Origin of the sequence: Streptomyces fildesensis, from assembly GCF_016107395.1 — a bacterium.
Lineage (GTDB): Bacteria > Actinomycetota > Actinomycetes > Streptomycetales > Streptomycetaceae > Actinacidiphila > Actinacidiphila fildesensis.
Window position 1 is genome coordinate 82340 of sequence record NZ_JAAIKO010000031.1, and the last position, 15626, is coordinate 97965.

A 15626-nucleotide genomic window follows, 5' to 3' on the forward strand; every position below is an offset into this window, starting at 1 on the left:
GCGCGTCGCCTCGGTACTGCCGGTCACTTGCGTCCCTCGCGGGTCCGCCGGCACACCCTGGCGCATCTCTTCTCTGTACGCCCGCCCTCCAGGGGTGTCAAGGCGAACCAGGAGTGGCGGGGCCATCTTCCGTCACCGAGCGTTACCGAATCCTGGCCCCGACCGATGAGCGGTCGGGGCGGAAGACATCGCCCGTCACAGGGCCCTGAGGCGGGCAGTCGGCCGTGTACCGCCGACGCCGGCGACGCGCTCCTCATGCGTCAGGGTTCGGTGCCACGTGCTTCGTGGGGATGCGCTGTTCGGACCAGATGATCTTTCCGGCGCTGGTGTAGCGGGTGCCCCAGTGTTCGCCCAGTTGGGCGACGAGGAACAAACCGCGGCCGCCTTCGTCCGTGGTGGCCGCGTAGCGGAGGTGGGGGGAGGTGCTGCTGGTGTCGGTGACCTCGCAGATCAGGCTGCGGTCCAGCAGCAGGCGGACGGTGATCGGGCCTGCGGCGTGGCGGATGGCGTTGGTGATCAGCTCACTGAGGATCAGCTCCGTGGTGAAGGCCAGTTCGTCCAGTCCCCACTGCTCCAACTGCCGCTCGGCGGCGGCCCGTACGGCGGAGACGGCGGAGGGTTCCGACGGTACGGACCAGCGGGCGATCCGGTCCTCCGGCAGCGCGCGGGCCCGGGCGACGAGGAGGGCGACGTCGTCCTTCGGTTCCGCGGGGAGCAGGGCGTCGAGCACCGCGTCGCAGGTCTGCTCCGGGTCGCGGTCGGCGCCCGCCAGGGCGGTGCGGAGGAGGTCGAGCCCGACGTCGATGTCCCGGCTGCGGTCCTCGACCAGGCCGTCCGTGTAGAGGACCAGCTTGCTGCCCTCGGGCAGTTCGTGTTCCACCGCTTCGAAGGGCAGGCCGCCCAGGCCCAGCGGCGGGCCGGCCGGCACGTCGAGGTACTCCACCGATCCGTCGGGATGGACGAGCGCGGGCGGGAGATGGCCGGCGCGGGCCAGCTCGCAGCGCCGCGAGACCGGGTCGTAGATCGCGTACAGACAGGTCGCGCCGGCGGCGGGGGTGCCGGTGCCCGGGGCCACGTCGTCCTTGTCCATCCGGCTCACGAGGTCGTCGAGGTGCGCCAGCAGATCGTCGGGCGGCAGGTCCAGCATCGAGAAGTTGTGCACCGCCGTCCGCAGCCGGCCCATGGTGGCGGCGGCGTGCATGCCGTGCCCGACGATGTCCCCGACGACCAACGCGACGCGGGCGCCCGGCAGCGGGATGACGTCGAACCAGTCGCCGCCGACTCCCGCCCGCGCGGGCAGATAGCGGGTGGCGACGTCGAGAGCGTCCTGCTCGGGCAGTCCGTGCGGCAGCAGGCTCTGCTGGAGGGTGACGGCCATCGCCTGGTTGCCGGTGACGGCCGAGTCGATCTGCTCCTGGGTCGTGTACTTCGTGTCGAAGAACCCGGTGTTGCGGCCGACGCGCAGCACCGCCACCCGGTCCGTGACCGCACGGACCTCCTCCATCTCATGGCTGACCAGGAGCACCCCGAGCCGCTGGTCCCGCAACCGCTGGACCAGTGCGAGGACCACGGCGGCCTGTTGGGGGCCCAGCGCGGCGGTGGGCTCGTCCAGGATGACGAGTTCCGGCTCCCCGAGCAGCGCCCGCGCAATGGCGACGCCCTGCCGCTGCGCGGCGGAGAGCGAGGCGACCGGGACACGCAGGCTCGGGATCCGGACGGACAGCACGTTGAGCAGCGCACGGGAGCGCTTCTCCATCTCGACCTCGTCGAGCCTGCCGAACCGGCGGACTTCGCGGCCGAGGAAGAGATTGGCGACGGTGTCGAGGTTGTCGCAGAGCGACAGGTCCTGGTGGACGGCGACGATGCCCAGCTTCTGCGCGTCGAGCGGCGTCCGGAGGTCGACCGGCCGGCCCTTCCACTCGATCACCCCGCTGTCCGGCGGGGACACCCCTGCGATGACCTTGACCAGGGTGGACTTACCCGCCCCGTTGGCGCCGACCAGACCGATCGCCTCGCCCTCGCCGATCTCGAGGTCGACCCCGCTCAGAGCTTGTACGGCGCCGAACCGTTTGGAGATTCCGCGCACGGCCAGCAGGGGGGTGTCTCGCACCAAAACTGCCTCCTACCCCGGGCCGGCCGGACTCGGGGACAAATATGCCCGGCGGACTCCGTCAGTGCACCGCGACGCCCTCGGGCGTTCGGATTCGCGATCGTAGAGGACATCGGCACGGATCGTCCCCATCTGGATGATCCTGAGGCCGAACAGATGAAAGCCCCGACCGGGAATCCGGTCGGGGCCCTCTATGAGCAACGGCTGCGGCCGTTGCTACAGGTACGGCTCAGTGAAGTTGACGATGGCTCACCTCTTGGTGGTCGGCACCGACGAAGGGGTTCCGGCGAGTCGGCACGTGTTCGTCAGCCGGCCCAGCGGCCGGAGGTGAAGGCCACCGCGAGGACGGTCATCAGCGGGGCGGACAGGCAGACGTAGGCGGTACGGATCCAGGGGTGGTGGAGGGCCCAGCGGGCGAGACCGGTCCACAGGGGCCACCACAGGAGGGTGGCGCGGGGGATGGACATGTACCAGTACGAGGTGCCGAGTGCCCAGAGGGTGAGGGCGATGTAGGCGGCCTCCGGCCACCGGCGGCGTTGCAGGAGGCGGGCGAGGAGGAGCAGGCCGACCACCATGGCGACGAGTTCGGCCCGGAACATGAAGGCGTAGCCGGTGGTCTGGGCGTGGGAGAAGGCCGAGTCCCAGGTGTTCTGCCAGGCCTCCCTCGGGGTGTGGAACTGCCGGAACCAGCCGCGTTCCTGGGCGTGCTTCCAGGCCATCCAGTCGCCGGTCCTGGCGTGCAGGTACCAGGTGTAGGCGAAGGCGGGCAACGCGGGAAGGGCCAGCCAGGGGAGTGCGCGCAGGCGGTCGCGGAGGCCGGTGGCGGTCAGGAATTCGACGGCCAGGGCGGCCGCGAGGAACAGTCCGCTGATCCGGACGGTGGTGGCGCAGCAGGCCAGGACCGCCGCCAGCGGCCAGCGGCCCTTCTTCGCGGCCAGCCAGGCGGGCAGGGCGAGGGCCAGGAAGAGGGCTTCGGTGTAGCCGACGGCCAGGAACACCGCGCAGGGCGACAGCAGGAGGAAGAACACCGCGTGCTCCCCCGGGTCGCCTTCGCCGGTTTCCGTGTTCTTCGCGGCGAGGTGGAGGCGGGCTATTCGGGCGAGGGCCAGGACCGCGACAGCCCCGGCGACGAGCGAGATCAGCAGGCCCGCCACCGTCCAGCTGGGCACGACGGTGTGCACGGCGCGGAGCAGCAGGGGAAGGCCGGGGAAGAACGCCTCGCGGTTGTCGGGAGGGGCGGAGGCGGACCCGTCGGGGCTGCCGAAGTAGCCGTACTGGGCGATGCGGACGAAGTACGACCAGTCCCACTGCTCCCACCGCGAGAGCAGCGGTGGTGCATCCTTTGCCCGGCCGTCCCCGGTGAACAGCCAGCCGGTGCAGTAGGCGGTGATCCAGATCCCGGCCCGGGTGAGCAGATAGAGCGCGAGCACCTTCCGGTCATTGGCGCTGACCGAGGCGAGCAGCCGGTGTACGGCCGAACGCGCCGGTGCCAGTGCCGGTGGACGGTGCTCACGTGGGCGGCCGCTCTGGCCCCGCCTGGGGGAGGGCAGCAGCTGGTGCGGCCCCGCTTCGGCCTCGGCCTCCCGCGTCCGCGGGGCTGGTACGACGGACATGTTCGGCTCCGGACGGTGAGGTGGGAGGGCGGGGGCGGGCGTTTTTGGGCATGCGGGATCGCCCGGCGGCGCGACCGGTTCGTTCAGGAGGTGGTGCGGGAGGTGGCGGAGATCAGCCGGGCGGAGATCAGCCGGGCGGCGAGGTGGTCCGCAGCGTCGACTGCGTCGTGCTGCCCGGCGGCGGGACCGAGGTGGCCGTACCGGCGGGCGGCCCGCCCGGCCCGTAGGTCGCCATGCCGTGGGAGTCCGTGCCGTGTGTCGTCCCGGTCGCGGTCGGCGAGTCGCTGGGCTGCCCGGACCTCGACTGCGTCGGCAGCGGTTGTGGCGGGGTCGGTGATGCACCGTCCGGGTACGAAACGGAGGGCGATGTCGCGGGAGCGACCGTTCCGCCGCCGAACGGCAGGACGGCTGCCGCCGCGATGCCCGTACCGCCGACCATCAGGCAGGCGGCGAGCGCGTACGCGGCCGTCCGGCGGCGCCGGACCCGGTCGCCGCGCGCCATGATCACGGCGACGGGGACGGGGGCCGCCGCGGTCTGCCCGGCAGCGGCGGCGTTCTTGAGCGCGCTCGTCAGCGCGTCCTCCGGCGCATTCGGACCGTGCGGGTCGTGCCGGTCACGGGGGTCGTGGGGGTCGTGGAGCTCAGGCACCGGGAGCCTCCTCGGCGTGCGAATCGTGCGAACGATGCGAAGCGTTCGGATCGCCAGGACCGCCCGGATCACCGGAACCGCCGGAACCGCCCCGGCCGCCCGGATCGGCCGGATCCGTCAGGCGGTCGGCGAGCGCCGCCCGGCCCCGGTGCAGATGCGTCTTGACGGTGCCGCTGGAGACTCCGGTCTCGGCCGCGATCTGGTCCACGGACAGATCGCAGACGTAGTGCAGGACCACCGTGCGCCGCTGCCGCGGCGACAGTTCGCGCAGCGCCGACACCAGGGCCACCGGCTCGGGACCTGGTCCCTCGACGGACGGCGTGCCGCCGTGCCGCTGCCAGGCGTCGTCGGAGCGCCGGCGGCCGCGCCACCGGCTCACCGCGAGCCGCCAGGCGACCGTACGGATCCAGGCCTCCGGAGCCCCGTTGCGGTCCAGCTGCCGCCGCCGGCTCCAGCCGCGGACGAAGGCCTCCTGTACGACGTCCTGCGCCTCGTGCAGGTCGCCGAGCATCACATAGAGCTGACCCGTGAGGCGTCCCACCGCATGCGCGTAGAACTCCTCGAACTCCTCGACGGTCAACACTCACTCCAGATTCTCCGCGGACTCACCAGGCATACGCCTGGGCCCCCGCGTCCGGTTGACAGTGAACGCCGAAAAGTTTTTCCGGGGAGCCAAAGTTCTTCCGGGGAGCCAGGAAGGGCGGGATGCAGCGGACTCCTGGGGCCCCGACTGGGGCGCCGGCTGGGGCGCCGGCACCCGTCCGACCGGAGCCCCGATGATGTCAGCGCTTGCGCGTGCCGAAGAGCGAGCGGCTGATCTCGCGGCCGATCTGGGTGCCCAGCGAGCGCGTCAGTGATGTGAAGACGCCGCTGCCGACGACCTGCTCCACGACGCTCTTCTCCCCCTCGGCCGCTTTCCCCGCGGCTTTCCCGCCCGCCTTTCCAGCGGTCTTCGCGGGCGCCTCGGCGGCTTGCCGGCCGGCCGCCGGGGCCATGGCGGCGTCGGCGGCCGCGTTCAGCTTCTCGTAGGCCGATTCGCGGTCGACGGCCTGCGCGTAGCGGGCGTAGAGCGGCGACGACTTGACGGCCGTGTCCATCGTGGCCGCTTCGATGGGTCCCATCAGGGACTGCGGGGCCCGCAGCCGGGTGGCGGCGACCGGGGTCGGCGCGCCCTTCTCGCTGAGGACGGTGACGACGGCCTCGCCGGTGCCCAGCGCGGTCAGCAGCTCGCCCAGGTCGTAGGCGGAGTTGGGGAACGTCGAGACGGTCGCCTTCAGGGCCTTGGCGTCCTCGGGGGTGAAGGCGCGCAGGGCGTGCTGGACGCGGTTGCCGAGCTGGGCGAGGACGTCGGAGGGCACGTCCTTCGGGGTCTGGGTGACGAAGAAGATGCCGACGCCCTTGGAGCGGATCAGCCGCACCGTCCGGGTGATGGCGTCGAGGAACGCCTTCGACGCGCCGTTGAAGAGCAGATGGGCCTCGTCGAAGAAGAAGACCAGCTTGGGCCGGTCGATGTCGCCGACCTCCGGGAGGTCCTGGAAGAGGTCCGCGAGCAGCCACATCAGGAAGGTGGAGAAGAGCTGCGGCTGGTCCTGGACGGCGGGCAGTTCCAGTACCGACACCATCCCGCGCCCGTCCGGCGCGGTCCGCAGCAGTTCGCTGGTGTCGAACTCGGGCTCGCCGAAGAACGGCTCGGCGCCCTGCGCCTCGAACGCCGTCAGGGTCCGCATGAGGACGCCGGCGGTGGCGGACGAGATGCCGCCGATGTTCTTGAGCTCGCCCTTACCGACGTCGGAGGTGAGGAAGGCGATGACGGCCCGCAGGTCCTTGAGGTCGATCAGCTCCAGGCCCTTGGTGTCGGCGTAGTGGAAGATCAGGCCGAGCGACTGCTCCTGCGTCTGGTTCAGCCCGAGCACCTTCGACATCAGGATCGGGCCGAAGCCGGTGACCGTCGCCCGCAGCGGGATACCGGCGCCGATGCCGCCGAGCGCGTAGAACTCGGCGGGGAAGCCGGACGCCGCCCAGCTCTGGCCGACCTCGGCGGTGCGCTGCGCGACCTTGTCGTTCGGCTGACCGGGGGCGGAGATCCCGGAGACATCGCCCTTGACGTCGGCGAGGAACACCGGCACCCCGTTGGCCGACAGCTGTTCGGCGATCAGCTGCAGCGTCTTGGTCTTGCCGGTGCCGGTGGCGCCCGCGACGAGGCCGTGCCGGTTGAGCATGCCGAGCGGGATGCGGATCTGGGCGTCGGCGTGGCAGGTGCCGTCCCACAGCAGCGCGCCCAGGTCGAGCGCCGGCCCGGTGAAGGTGTAGCCGGCCAGGATCGTCGCGGCGGGGCCCGGCAGATCCGCCGCGGGGCCGGGCCGGTCGGTGGAACGGACGGCGGACGCCCCAGCGGACGGGACGGATGGCGCATCGGGAGACATACCGGACGGCGCATCGGCGGACTGCGCGGGGGACGCGCCGACAGGCGAATCCGCGGGCGGATCGGCCGGAAGTGCCGCCTGGGCTTGCGGATCGGTCATGGCAGGCTCCCGCTAGGTCCGGCTATCGACGTAAATACCACCTTTGCACTCCTCCGCCACTGCTGCGCCCGCACGGGCTCGCCCGGTAGGCTTTCCGTGTGATCTTCAAGCGCATCGGAAACGGGCGGCCGTACCCCGACCACGGCCGGGTCAGCACGCGAGAGTGGGCGGATGTCGCTCCACGTCCGGTACGCCTCGACCAGCTGGTCACCACCAAGGGCCAGCTCGACCTGGAAACCCTGCTCGCCGAGGACTCGACGTTCTACGGCGACCTCTTCGCGCATGTCGTGAAGTGGCACGGTGACCTGTATCTCGAGGACGGTCTGCACCGGGCGGTCCGGGCGGCGCTCCAGCAGCGCCAGGTTCTGCATGCCCGCGTCCTGGAGATGGACTGACCGAGGCGGCCGTACGGACCCGCCTGCGGACCCGCCCTGTGGGGGCGGCTGTTCGGAGGCGGGTGTTCGCCCTTTCGGGTTCGGCTGTCCGCCATTCATTGATCATTTAGTACGCTCCGGCGATGAGCGCACTACGCTGCGCCCATGAGCATGCTCACCCCTTCCGGCATGGGCGGGAAGTACCGGATCACCGGAAACCAGTACCCGAGAATGGGCCGGCCGCGAAGGCGCGGCCGTACCGCCCTGGCCATCGTCGCCTCGGTGGTGGTACTCGGCCTGATCGGCTGGGGCACGCTACAACTCATCGACGTCTTCACCGGCGGCAAGGACAAGGGCCCCGCCCAGGCCCACGCGGCCCCGGCGAGCTGCAAGCCGACGGCCGCCGCCACGCCGAAGCCGACCGGCAAGCCCGCCCCGCTGCCCCCGCCGGCCTCGATCGGGGTCACGGTCTTCAACGCGACGGCGAAGGGCGGGCTGGCCAAGACCACGGCCGATGAGCTGGCCAAGCGCGGCTTCCGCGTCATCAAGTTCAGCAACGCGCCGGTCGAGTACGACAAGAAGGTCACGGTGCCGGCGCTGATCGTGGCCGGCCCCGCCGGTGCGCAGGCGGCGAAGGTCGTCGGCACGCAGGTCGCGGGCTCCACGGTGAAGATCGACCCGAAGCGGGCGGGCCCGGGCGTGGACCTGCTGATCGGGACGCCCTACACGAAGCTGGCCGACCCGAAGGACGCCGCGAAGGCCCTGGCCGTCGCGGCCAACCCGACCCCGGCGCCCTCGCCCAGCTGCTAAAGGCCGCAAGGGCACGACAGCCGCCCGGAAGACCGAGAACCCCGAGAACGCCGAGAAGCCCCGGACCACCAGGTCCGGGGCTTCTCGCATCCGACGTCCAGTTCGTGTCGCGGCCCTGCGGCGGCTATCCGGCGGTGCCGTAGAGCCGGTCGGCTATCCGGCGGTGCCGTAGAGCCGGTCCCCCGCGTCGCCCAGGCCGGGGACGATGTAGCTGTTCTCGTTGAGCCCCTCGTCGACCGAGGCGGTGACGACGGTGACCGGCTTGCCCGCCAGCTCCCGCTCCATGACCTCGATGCCCTCGGGCGCCGCGAGCAGCACGATCGCGGTGACGTCGTCCGCGCCGCGCTCGATGAGCAGGTTGATGGCGGCGACCAGCGTGCCGCCGGTGGCCAGCATCGGGTCGAGGACGTACACCTGGCGGCCGGAGAGGTCCTGCGGCATCCGGGTGGCGTAGGTCTTCGCCTCCAGGGTCTCCTCGTCACGGATCATGCCGAGGAAACCGACCTCGGCGGTCGGCAGCAGCCGGACCATGCCGTCCAGCATGCCCAGGCCGGCCCGCAGGATCGGGACGACGAGCGGACGCGGGTAGGAGAGCCGTACGCCGGTGGTCGGGGCGACCGGGGTCCGGATGTCGACCTGCTCGGTACGCACGTCGCGGGTCGCCTCGTAGGCGAGCAGGGTGACGAGTTCATCGGCCAGCCGACGGAAGGTCGGCGAGTCGGTGCGCTCGTCGCGCAGGGTGGTGAGCTTGTGCGCGACCAACGGGTGGTCGACTACGTGGATCCGCATGCACCCGACATTAACCGAGTCCCAGGGGTCCCCGCCGCCGCTCGCTCTCTCCACCGATGCTCTGCCGACTCTCCGCCGAACACGCATCAAACCGCACGGTAGAGGGAAACTGTGCACATACGCCCGGAGCGCCCCCGGGTGCCCCGACCCCCCACGGGTGGTGCCACATGCCGGAGCGGAGCGAGAACGGTGACAAGCCGGAAGAGCCCGGTCAGCCGAAAGCGCGGAACAAGCAGACCAAACGCAAGACCCAGGAAGAACGCGACGCGGAGCGCCGCAGACGCCGGGTGATGTTCCTGCGCGAGCTGAACGAGGCCAAGGAGCTGCGCGAGCGCGTACAACCGCGCAGGGCGCGCGCGGCACGCATGCGGCAGGCCATGCGAATGCGGACGTTCCGCTGGTGACCGGCCGGACCTCCGGAACGTCCGGAAACGGTGCGGGGGCGGGCCGGAAGCCGCCTCCTGAGGGTGTTCCGCAGCCCGACGTGATGAAGACCTGGCACGTCGGAGTGCGGAAGACCCTTCGCAAAGCCCAGCTTTCTGCCACGATGCCGAGTGGGTGGGGTGCTCCCCGCCCGGTCCGGACGGCCTGAGACCTGTGGGAGAGTCACGGTGTACTTCGCCGCACTGCTCGCGCGCAACGAGAACGGTTGGCAAGCGAGCGAACCTGATCTCGACGATGTGGAAACCCTCGGCGACCTGAGCGACCTGGCCCGTGCGGCCATCGCCGAGGAGGAAACGGTTCTGGTCTTCATCGAGCAGGAGGACGCCTGGTTCGGTGTCATCCGCGTCGATGGTGAAGAGGACCCCAGGATCTATGTGTCCGATGCCGCCGCGGCAGCCCGTAGTTCGTACGGAGAGATCCTGCTCACCGACGAACTGCTCGGCCGGGACCCCGAGGACCCCCTCGACGTCCTGGTCGACCTCGACGGTACCGAGGACGGCGACGACGACGATGCCGACGAGGACGTGGTCCCCGGCCCCACCGAGGACCATGTGCCGGCCGGCCCGCTCGGCGAGGCCGGCCTGCTGTCCGATCTCGGTATGAGCGACAAGGAGCTGCTGGACCTCAGCGGTGACGGCGCGCTCACCGGAGAGGCGCTCGGTGAGATCGCCGAGGCGATCGGCTGTGCCGACGTTCTGGAGGCGGTCCGCTGAGCACCGCACCACCCCCGCCCGGTCCTCCCCGCGATCCGCTGCGCGACCCGTGGACCGGGCCGATGCGCCATGCCCTGGAAGAGGCCGGGCTCGCCCCGCGCACCGGCGATGTGCCGGTGGGCGCGGTCGTACTCGGCCCGGACGGCGTGGTCATCGGCAGGGGCCGCAACGAACGCGAGGCGACCGGTGACCCGACCGCCCACGCCGAGGTGCTCGCGATCCGCGACGCCGCTCAGGCGGTCGGAGAGTGGCGGCTGACCGGCTGCACGCTCGTCGTCACGCTGGAGCCCTGCACCATGTGCGCGGGCGCGATCGTCCTCTCCCGGCTCGACCGGGTCGTGTACGGGGCACTGGACGAGAAGGGCGGCGCCGTGGGCTCCCTGTGGGACGTCGTCCGCGACCGCCGGCTCAATCACCGCCCCGAAGTCATCCAGGGAGTGCTCGCCGAAGAGTGCTCCGCCCTCCTCACCCGGTTCTTCCGCTCGGGCGATTTCGGAGCACGGCCCCACGTGGGCTAAGCTCTCTCTCGGTAGCGTGTCCGAGCGGCCTAAGGAGCACGCCTCGAAAGCGTGTGTGGGGGCAACTTCACCGTGGGTTCAAATCCCACCGCTACCGCTCTTGAGCAGTACCGAGCAGTACCCAGTAGTAACGACGAAAGCCCCGGCTCGTGCGAGCCGGGGCTTTCGTCGTTCCCGGCTTCTGACGGCGCGTCCGGGCGGGCCGCCGGATGTGGGCAGGAGGAAGGGGACCTTCGTGCTAAAGCGCCGGTTGAACCGCTGGCGGGGCCGCTGAATAGGCCGTTCGATGGATAGACTCCACCAATCGCACGCTGGGGACAGCCGGTGGGGGCTGCCACTGCTGCCGGGGAGGGCAAGGGGCATGGCGCAGGCGAAAAAAGTCACCATGTACGTACTCGTGGTCTTCGTGCTCTACACGATCATCACGCAGCCAGCGCGCGCCGCCGATCTTGTGCAGGTAGGGTTCGAGGGCATTTCGAACGCCGCAAGAGGCATCGGAGAGTTCATGCACGAGCTGGTCAACTGATCGGCGCGCTGCCGGTGAGGAGTCCCGCGTGATCCGCCATCTGGTCCTGTTCAAGCTCAATGACGGTGTCGGCCGTGACGAGTCCCGGGTCGCCGCCGGAGCGAAGGCGTTCGAGGAGCTCGGCGGGCTGATCCCCGAGCTGACCTCGTGGGAGTGCGGCTGGAACATCACCGACCGGCCGATCGCTTACGACTTCGCGATCAACTCCTCGGTCGCGGACGCCGCCGATCTGAAGACCTATCTGGAGCACCCCGCACACCAGGCGGCGGCGGGCCAGTGGCGTGAATTCGCGACCTGGGTGATCGTCGACTACCCCTTCTGACGGTGCCTGGCCGCCGGTCCGCCCGGTAGCCGCCGCCACCCGTCCCGGCCCGTCCCACGGCCGGTCACACGGCCTGTCGCTCAGCCCCCCGCCCACCGGGCGGGGGGCTTTGTCGTGTCCCGCCAAGGTCAACTCACCGCCCAACACGGCGTTATTAGGTGCTTGCGTACAGTGCACATGAATTGTGATGCTATGACCGCTTTTGCCGGATGAGTGGACCGATGAGGGGTGGTGTGTCCGTGTCGGCCCGAACGGCGTCAACAACTTTCGCCCGCAGTAGGACGAGTACGCCCAATACCAATGCCCTGGAAGCGCGTGCGCTGACGACCGTGCTGTTCGAGGAGATCTCCGGGCTCGAACCCGGAACACCCGAACACGCACGCGTACGCGCCGCGCTGATCGAGGTCAATCTGCCCCTCGTCCGCTACGCGGCAGCCCGCTTCCGCAGCCGGAACGAGCCCATGGAGGACGTCGTCCAGGTCGGCACCATCGGGCTGATCAACGCGATCGACCGGTTCGACCCGGAGCGCGGGGTGCAGTTCCCGACCTTCGCCATGCCCACCGTGGTGGGGGAGATCAAACGTTACTTCAGGGACAACGTGCGGACCGTTCACGTACCCCGCCGGCTCCATGAGCTGTGGGTCCAGGTGAGCGGGGCGATCGAGGACCTGACGGTGCTGCACGGCCGGTCGCCGACGACCGGAGAGATCGCCGAGCGGCTCAAGCTGGCCGAGGAGGAGGTGCTGGCCTGCCTGGAGGCGGGGCGGGCGTACCACGCCACCTCACTGGAGGCCGCACAGGAGGGCGACGGCGCTCCGGGGCTGCTGGACCGGCTCGGGTACGAGGATCCGGCGCTGGTCGGGGTCGAGCACCGCGACCTCGTCCGGCATCTGCTCGTACAGCTGCCCGAACGGGAGCGGCGGATCCTCATGCTGCGGTACTTCGGCAATCTGACGCAGTCCCAGATCAGTGCCGAGCTGGGCGTCTCGCAGATGCACGTGTCCCGGCTGCTGTCCCGCAGCTTCGCCCGGCTGAGGTCCGCAAACCAGCTCGAAGCGTAACTCTTGGGGAGGAACGGTCCTGCAGAAATATGTCGACTTGGCGCTACAGCGTGTTGCCGACATGTGACATTCTGCAGGAACCGCGTTTGTCGCGACCCGGCCTCCGGTATTCAGGTGGAGGAACAAACCGTCGCTCGCGACACCCGTCCGCGACCTCAAGGGGGTGGCATGTCCGTTCAGGTGGGCAGTCCTCAGGTGCGCCGTACCAGCGCACCAATCGATGCACGCACCGGCGAAGCCATCGACACCCGCACACTGTCCCGTTCGCTGTTCCTGCGCCTTGCGGAACTGGAACAGGACAGCCCGGAACGAACCTATGTGCGTGACACGCTCATCGAGCTGAACCTGCCACTTGTTCGGTATGCGGCAGCCCGCTTCCGCAGCCGCAACGAGCCGATGGAAGACATCGTCCAAGTGGGCACGATCGGCCTGATCAAGGCAATCGACCGCTTCGACTGCAACCGCGGCGTGGAGTTCCCGACGTTCGCGATGCCCACCATTGTCGGCGAGGTGAAGCGGTTCTTCCGCGATACGTCGTGGTCAGTGCGGGTGCCGCGGCGGCTGCAGGAACTGCGGCTGGCGCTCACCAAGGCGAGCGACGAACTCGCGCAGAAGCTGGACCGGTCGCCGACGGTGGCCGAACTGGCGGTCTGCCTGGGCGTGTCCGAGGAGGACGTCGTCGACGGCCTCGCGGTCGGCAACGCCTACACCGCCAGCTCGCTCGACTCGCCGCCGCCGGAGGACGACAGCGGTGAGGGCACCCTCGCGGACCGCCTCGGCTACGAGGACACCGCGCTGGAGGGCGTGGAGTACCGCGAGTCGCTCAAGCCGCTGCTCGCCCAACTCCCGCCGCGTGAGCGCCAGATCATCATGCTGCGGTTCTTCGCGAACATGACGCAGTCGCAGATCGGCGAGGAGGTCGGCATCTCCCAGATGCACGTCTCCCGGCTGCTCACCCGCACGCTCGCCCAGCTCCGGGACGGCCTGACAGCGGAATAGACCGGCCCGCTGGTTCGCTGACGTTCCGTCAGTAGACTGGCGCGATGGTCGCGATAGCACGGATGTCTGGCCGCCGGGGCGCGGCACTCGCCGTCCCGGCGGTTGGCGTGGCCCTGCTGCTGGCGATGACGACGGCCGGCTGCGGAGCGGCGGGCGACGACGGGTACGTGGCGGTCGGCGGGGTCGGTCCCTCGCAGGGCGGCGCGACGGGGGACGTACCGCCGGTCGGTCCGGTCGTGATGGTGCCGCTGGACGGCCCGGCACCGCCGGGACCCGGCAGTGGCACACCGTCCGCACCGGGCTCGACCCCAGGATCCGGATCAGGCCCCAGCGCTCCCGGATCGGCTCCCGGTTCGACGGGGGGCCAGGGGACGACCCCTGGAACCACGCCCGGGGGCTCCGGCACGCCGGGGAACGGTTCACCGGGGACGTCGCAGCCGGGAGGCGGCGGCTCGACGGCACCCGCACCACCCGGCACGACCCCACCGCACACGCCACCACCGGGCACGACGCCGCCGGCATCGCCCGCGCGGCTGACCGTGAGCACGCCGAAGCGCGCTCCGGCCGCGGACCGGTGGTGCGAGAAGGTGACGGTCACCTTCACCAATTCCGGCGGCAGAGCGGCGACTTCAGGCAGCGTCACCTTCGGCACCCACATCATCGGCGGCCTCGGCATCGACTGGGCGACGATCGAGACCACGAAGCCGGTGCCGGTGCCCCTGGCGGGCGGCGCCTCCAAGGTGCAGACCTGGGAGATCTGCGTGGATGCCTGGCGGGTTCCGCTGGGCATGCACATCGAGACCCGGGACGTCACCCTTACGTGAGCGACGCGGTCCGGTCCCGTGCCGTCGGGCGGTGCCGTCAGCGCATCGCGAGCGCGACGACTCCGGCGATCACCAGGACGGCGACGACGATGCCGATGATCAGGCCCGTGCGCTTGCCGGACCCGGTCTGGGCCTGCTGCTGCTGGAGTTGCTGCGGCTCCTCGACGAAGGCGCGGAACATCTGGGTGTCGCCGGCGGGGTCGTAGTTGTTCTCAGGGTTCGACATGCTGCCCGACCCTAGCGAACAAGCGGAATCCCGGGCACCCCCGGGTGCGCCTGGGAGACCGACGCCACGTCCCCGTCACGTCCGCCGGAACCTCCCCCTGTCACCTCCCCGCAGGAATACCGCCGGCTCCCGGCCGGTTGTAGGTGCCCATGGCACGCATCGGAACATCTGATCTGGACGTCTTCCCGCTCGCCCTGGGCGGCAACGTGTTCGGCTGGACGGCCGACGAGGCGCAGAGCTTCGCCGTACTGGACGCGTACGCGGCGGCCGGCGGCAACTTCGTCGACACCGCCGACGGCTACTCGGCGTGGGTCCCGGGCAACTCGGGCGGTGAGTCGGAGACCCTCATCGGGAAGTGGCTGGCCTCCCGCGGCAACCGGGACGCGATCGTGGTCGCCACCAAGGTCAGCAGCCACCCGGACTTCAAGGGACTGCGGGCCGACAACATCCGGGCCGCCGCCGAGGCGTCGCTGCGCCGGCTCGGCACGGACCACATCGACCTCTACTACACGCACTTCGACGACCCGCAGATCCCCGTCGAGGAGATCCTCGGCGCCCTGGACGAGCTGGTGCGCGAGGGCAAGGTGCGGCAGATCGCCGCGTCCAACATCTCCGCGGAGCGGCTGGCGGAGTCGCTGGCCTTCTCCGAGCGGGAGGGGCTGGCCTCGTACGTCGCCCTGCAGCAGCTCTACAACCTGGTGGAGCGCACGGACTACGAGGGGGCGATGGCCGAGGTGGTCGCCTCGCACGGCCTGTCGTCGGTCCCCTATTACGCGCTGGCCTCCGGCTTCCTGACCGGCAAGTACCGGACCGGCACCGTGGTGGACAGCCCGCGGGCGGGCGGCGCGGGGAAGTACCTGGCGACCGGCCGCGGACAGCGGGTGCTGGTGGCGCTGGACGAGGTCGCGCAGGCGCATGACGCCGAGGTCGCGACCGTGGCGCTGGCCTGGCTGGCGGCGCAGCCGACCGTCGCGGCGCCGATCGCGAGCGCGCGCACCGTGGAGCAGCTGCCAGCGCTGCTGGCGGTGGCGGATCTGAAGCTGACGGCCGAGGAGCTGGACCGGCTGACGGCAGGGCTGATGCGTTCTCAGCAGATGATCTTGAGTAGTGCGGTGGCGTGGTCGGG

General features: G+C 70.6%; 18 protein-coding genes and 1 tRNA gene. 12 read left to right on the forward strand and 7 right to left on the reverse strand.

Annotation, left to right across the window (positions count from 1 at the left end; genetic code table 11):
• Positions 1-253: 253 nt before the first annotated feature.
• The 5 genes from C6N31_RS46995 to C6N31_RS30135 all read right to left on the reverse strand — a co-directional run bounded on the left by C6N31_RS46995 (position 254) and on the right by C6N31_RS30135 (position 6795).
• Positions 254-2110 (reverse strand): SpoIIE family protein phosphatase, encoded by a 1857-nt coding sequence (locus C6N31_RS46995; protein ID WP_187144935.1) that lies wholly within the window; start codon positions 2108-2110, stop codon positions 254-256.
• 305 nt (positions 2111-2415) lie between these two features.
• Positions 2416-3723, reverse strand: coding sequence for a mannosyltransferase family protein (locus tag C6N31_RS30120; protein WP_138356231.1), 1308 nt, complete (start codon positions 3721-3723; stop codon positions 2416-2418).
• Positions 3724-3850: 127 nt separating this feature from the next.
• Entirely contained in the window at positions 3851-4372 is a 522-nt protein-coding gene (locus C6N31_RS30125; RefSeq protein WP_138356232.1) for a hypothetical protein, read from the reverse strand.
• Positions 4365-4952, reverse strand: a complete 588-nt coding sequence (locus C6N31_RS30130; RefSeq protein ID WP_198358610.1) for a SigE family RNA polymerase sigma factor — start codon at positions 4950-4952, stop codon at positions 4365-4367. Before C6N31_RS30130 ends, C6N31_RS30125 begins: the two co-directional genes overlap by 8 nt.
• A 202-nt stretch (positions 4953-5154) precedes the next feature.
• Positions 5155-6795 (reverse strand): helicase HerA-like domain-containing protein, encoded by a 1641-nt coding sequence (locus C6N31_RS30135; RefSeq protein ID WP_138356290.1) that lies wholly within the window; start codon positions 6793-6795, stop codon positions 5155-5157.
• 197 nt (positions 6796-6992) lie between these two features.
• On the opposite strand from C6N31_RS30135, the gene C6N31_RS30140 reads away from it, so the two are divergent.
• Together C6N31_RS30140 and C6N31_RS30145 are read left to right on the forward strand one after the other, a co-directional pair.
• Complete coding sequence (locus C6N31_RS30140) at positions 6993-7289, forward strand: type II toxin-antitoxin system VapB family antitoxin (RefSeq protein ID WP_138356234.1); 297 nt, start codon at positions 6993-6995, stop codon at positions 7287-7289.
• Between the two features lie 144 nt (positions 7290-7433).
• Positions 7434-8078 carry a LytR C-terminal domain-containing protein gene (locus tag C6N31_RS30145; protein WP_138356235.1) on the forward strand — a complete coding sequence of 215 codons (645 nt, stop codon included), beginning with the start codon at positions 7434-7436 and terminating at the stop codon, positions 8076-8078.
• A 153-nt stretch (positions 8079-8231) separates the two neighbouring features.
• Here C6N31_RS30145 and upp read toward each other — a convergent pair whose 3' ends face one another.
• Positions 8232-8867, reverse strand: a complete 636-nt coding sequence (gene upp / locus C6N31_RS30150) for a uracil phosphoribosyltransferase (RefSeq protein WP_138356236.1) — start codon at positions 8865-8867, stop codon at positions 8232-8234.
• Between the two features lie 167 nt (positions 8868-9034).
• Here upp and C6N31_RS30155 point away from each other — a divergent pair, with 167 nt between their 5' ends.
• The 9 genes from C6N31_RS30155 (at position 9035) to C6N31_RS45270 (ending at position 14274) form a co-directional block, all read left to right on the forward strand.
• Positions 9035-9271, forward strand: a complete 237-nt coding sequence (locus C6N31_RS30155; RefSeq protein WP_138356237.1) for a hypothetical protein — start codon at positions 9035-9037, stop codon at positions 9269-9271.
• A gap of 207 nt (positions 9272-9478) precedes the next feature.
• On the forward strand, positions 9479-10024 hold the full coding sequence (locus C6N31_RS30160; RefSeq protein WP_138356238.1) for a tRNA adenosine deaminase-associated protein: 546 nt from the start codon (positions 9479-9481) through the stop codon (positions 10022-10024).
• A gap of 62 nt (positions 10025-10086) precedes the next feature.
• Positions 10087-10542: a tRNA adenosine(34) deaminase TadA gene (gene tadA, locus C6N31_RS30165; protein ID WP_138356239.1), complete on the forward strand. Its 456-nt coding sequence runs from the start codon at positions 10087-10089 to the stop codon at positions 10540-10542.
• A gap of 10 nt (positions 10543-10552) precedes the next feature.
• Positions 10553-10639, forward strand: a tRNA-Ser gene (locus C6N31_RS30170).
• A gap of 264 nt (positions 10640-10903) precedes the next feature.
• Complete coding sequence (locus C6N31_RS30175; RefSeq protein WP_187144938.1) at positions 10904-11068, forward strand: hypothetical protein; 165 nt, start codon at positions 10904-10906, stop codon at positions 11066-11068.
• 28 nt (positions 11069-11096) lie between these two features.
• Positions 11097-11390 carry a Dabb family protein gene (locus C6N31_RS30180; protein ID WP_198358611.1) on the forward strand — a complete coding sequence of 98 codons (294 nt, stop codon included), beginning with the start codon at positions 11097-11099 and terminating at the stop codon, positions 11388-11390.
• 233 nt (positions 11391-11623) lie between these two features.
• Positions 11624-12451 carry an RNA polymerase sigma factor SigF gene (locus tag C6N31_RS30185; RefSeq protein ID WP_138356275.1) on the forward strand — a complete coding sequence of 276 codons (828 nt, stop codon included), beginning with the start codon at positions 11624-11626 and terminating at the stop codon, positions 12449-12451.
• Positions 12452-12619: 168 nt separating this feature from the next.
• A complete protein-coding gene (locus C6N31_RS30190) occupies positions 12620-13450 on the forward strand; it encodes an RNA polymerase sigma factor SigF (protein WP_138356276.1) in 831 nt (276 codons plus the stop codon).
• Positions 13451-13494: 44 nt separating this feature from the next.
• Positions 13495-14274 (forward strand): hypothetical protein, encoded by a 780-nt coding sequence (locus C6N31_RS45270; RefSeq protein ID WP_269287614.1) that lies wholly within the window; start codon positions 13495-13497, stop codon positions 14272-14274.
• Between the two features lie 37 nt (positions 14275-14311).
• Here C6N31_RS45270 and C6N31_RS30200 read toward each other — a convergent pair whose 3' ends face one another.
• Positions 14312-14500 (reverse strand): hypothetical protein, encoded by a 189-nt coding sequence (locus C6N31_RS30200; RefSeq protein WP_138356277.1) that lies wholly within the window; start codon positions 14498-14500, stop codon positions 14312-14314.
• A gap of 149 nt (positions 14501-14649) precedes the next feature.
• Between C6N31_RS30200 and C6N31_RS30205 the strand changes: the two genes are divergently transcribed.
• Positions 14650-15626 (forward strand): aldo/keto reductase (locus tag C6N31_RS30205; protein ID WP_198358612.1); only part of this gene is annotated, 977 nt, incomplete at its 3' end.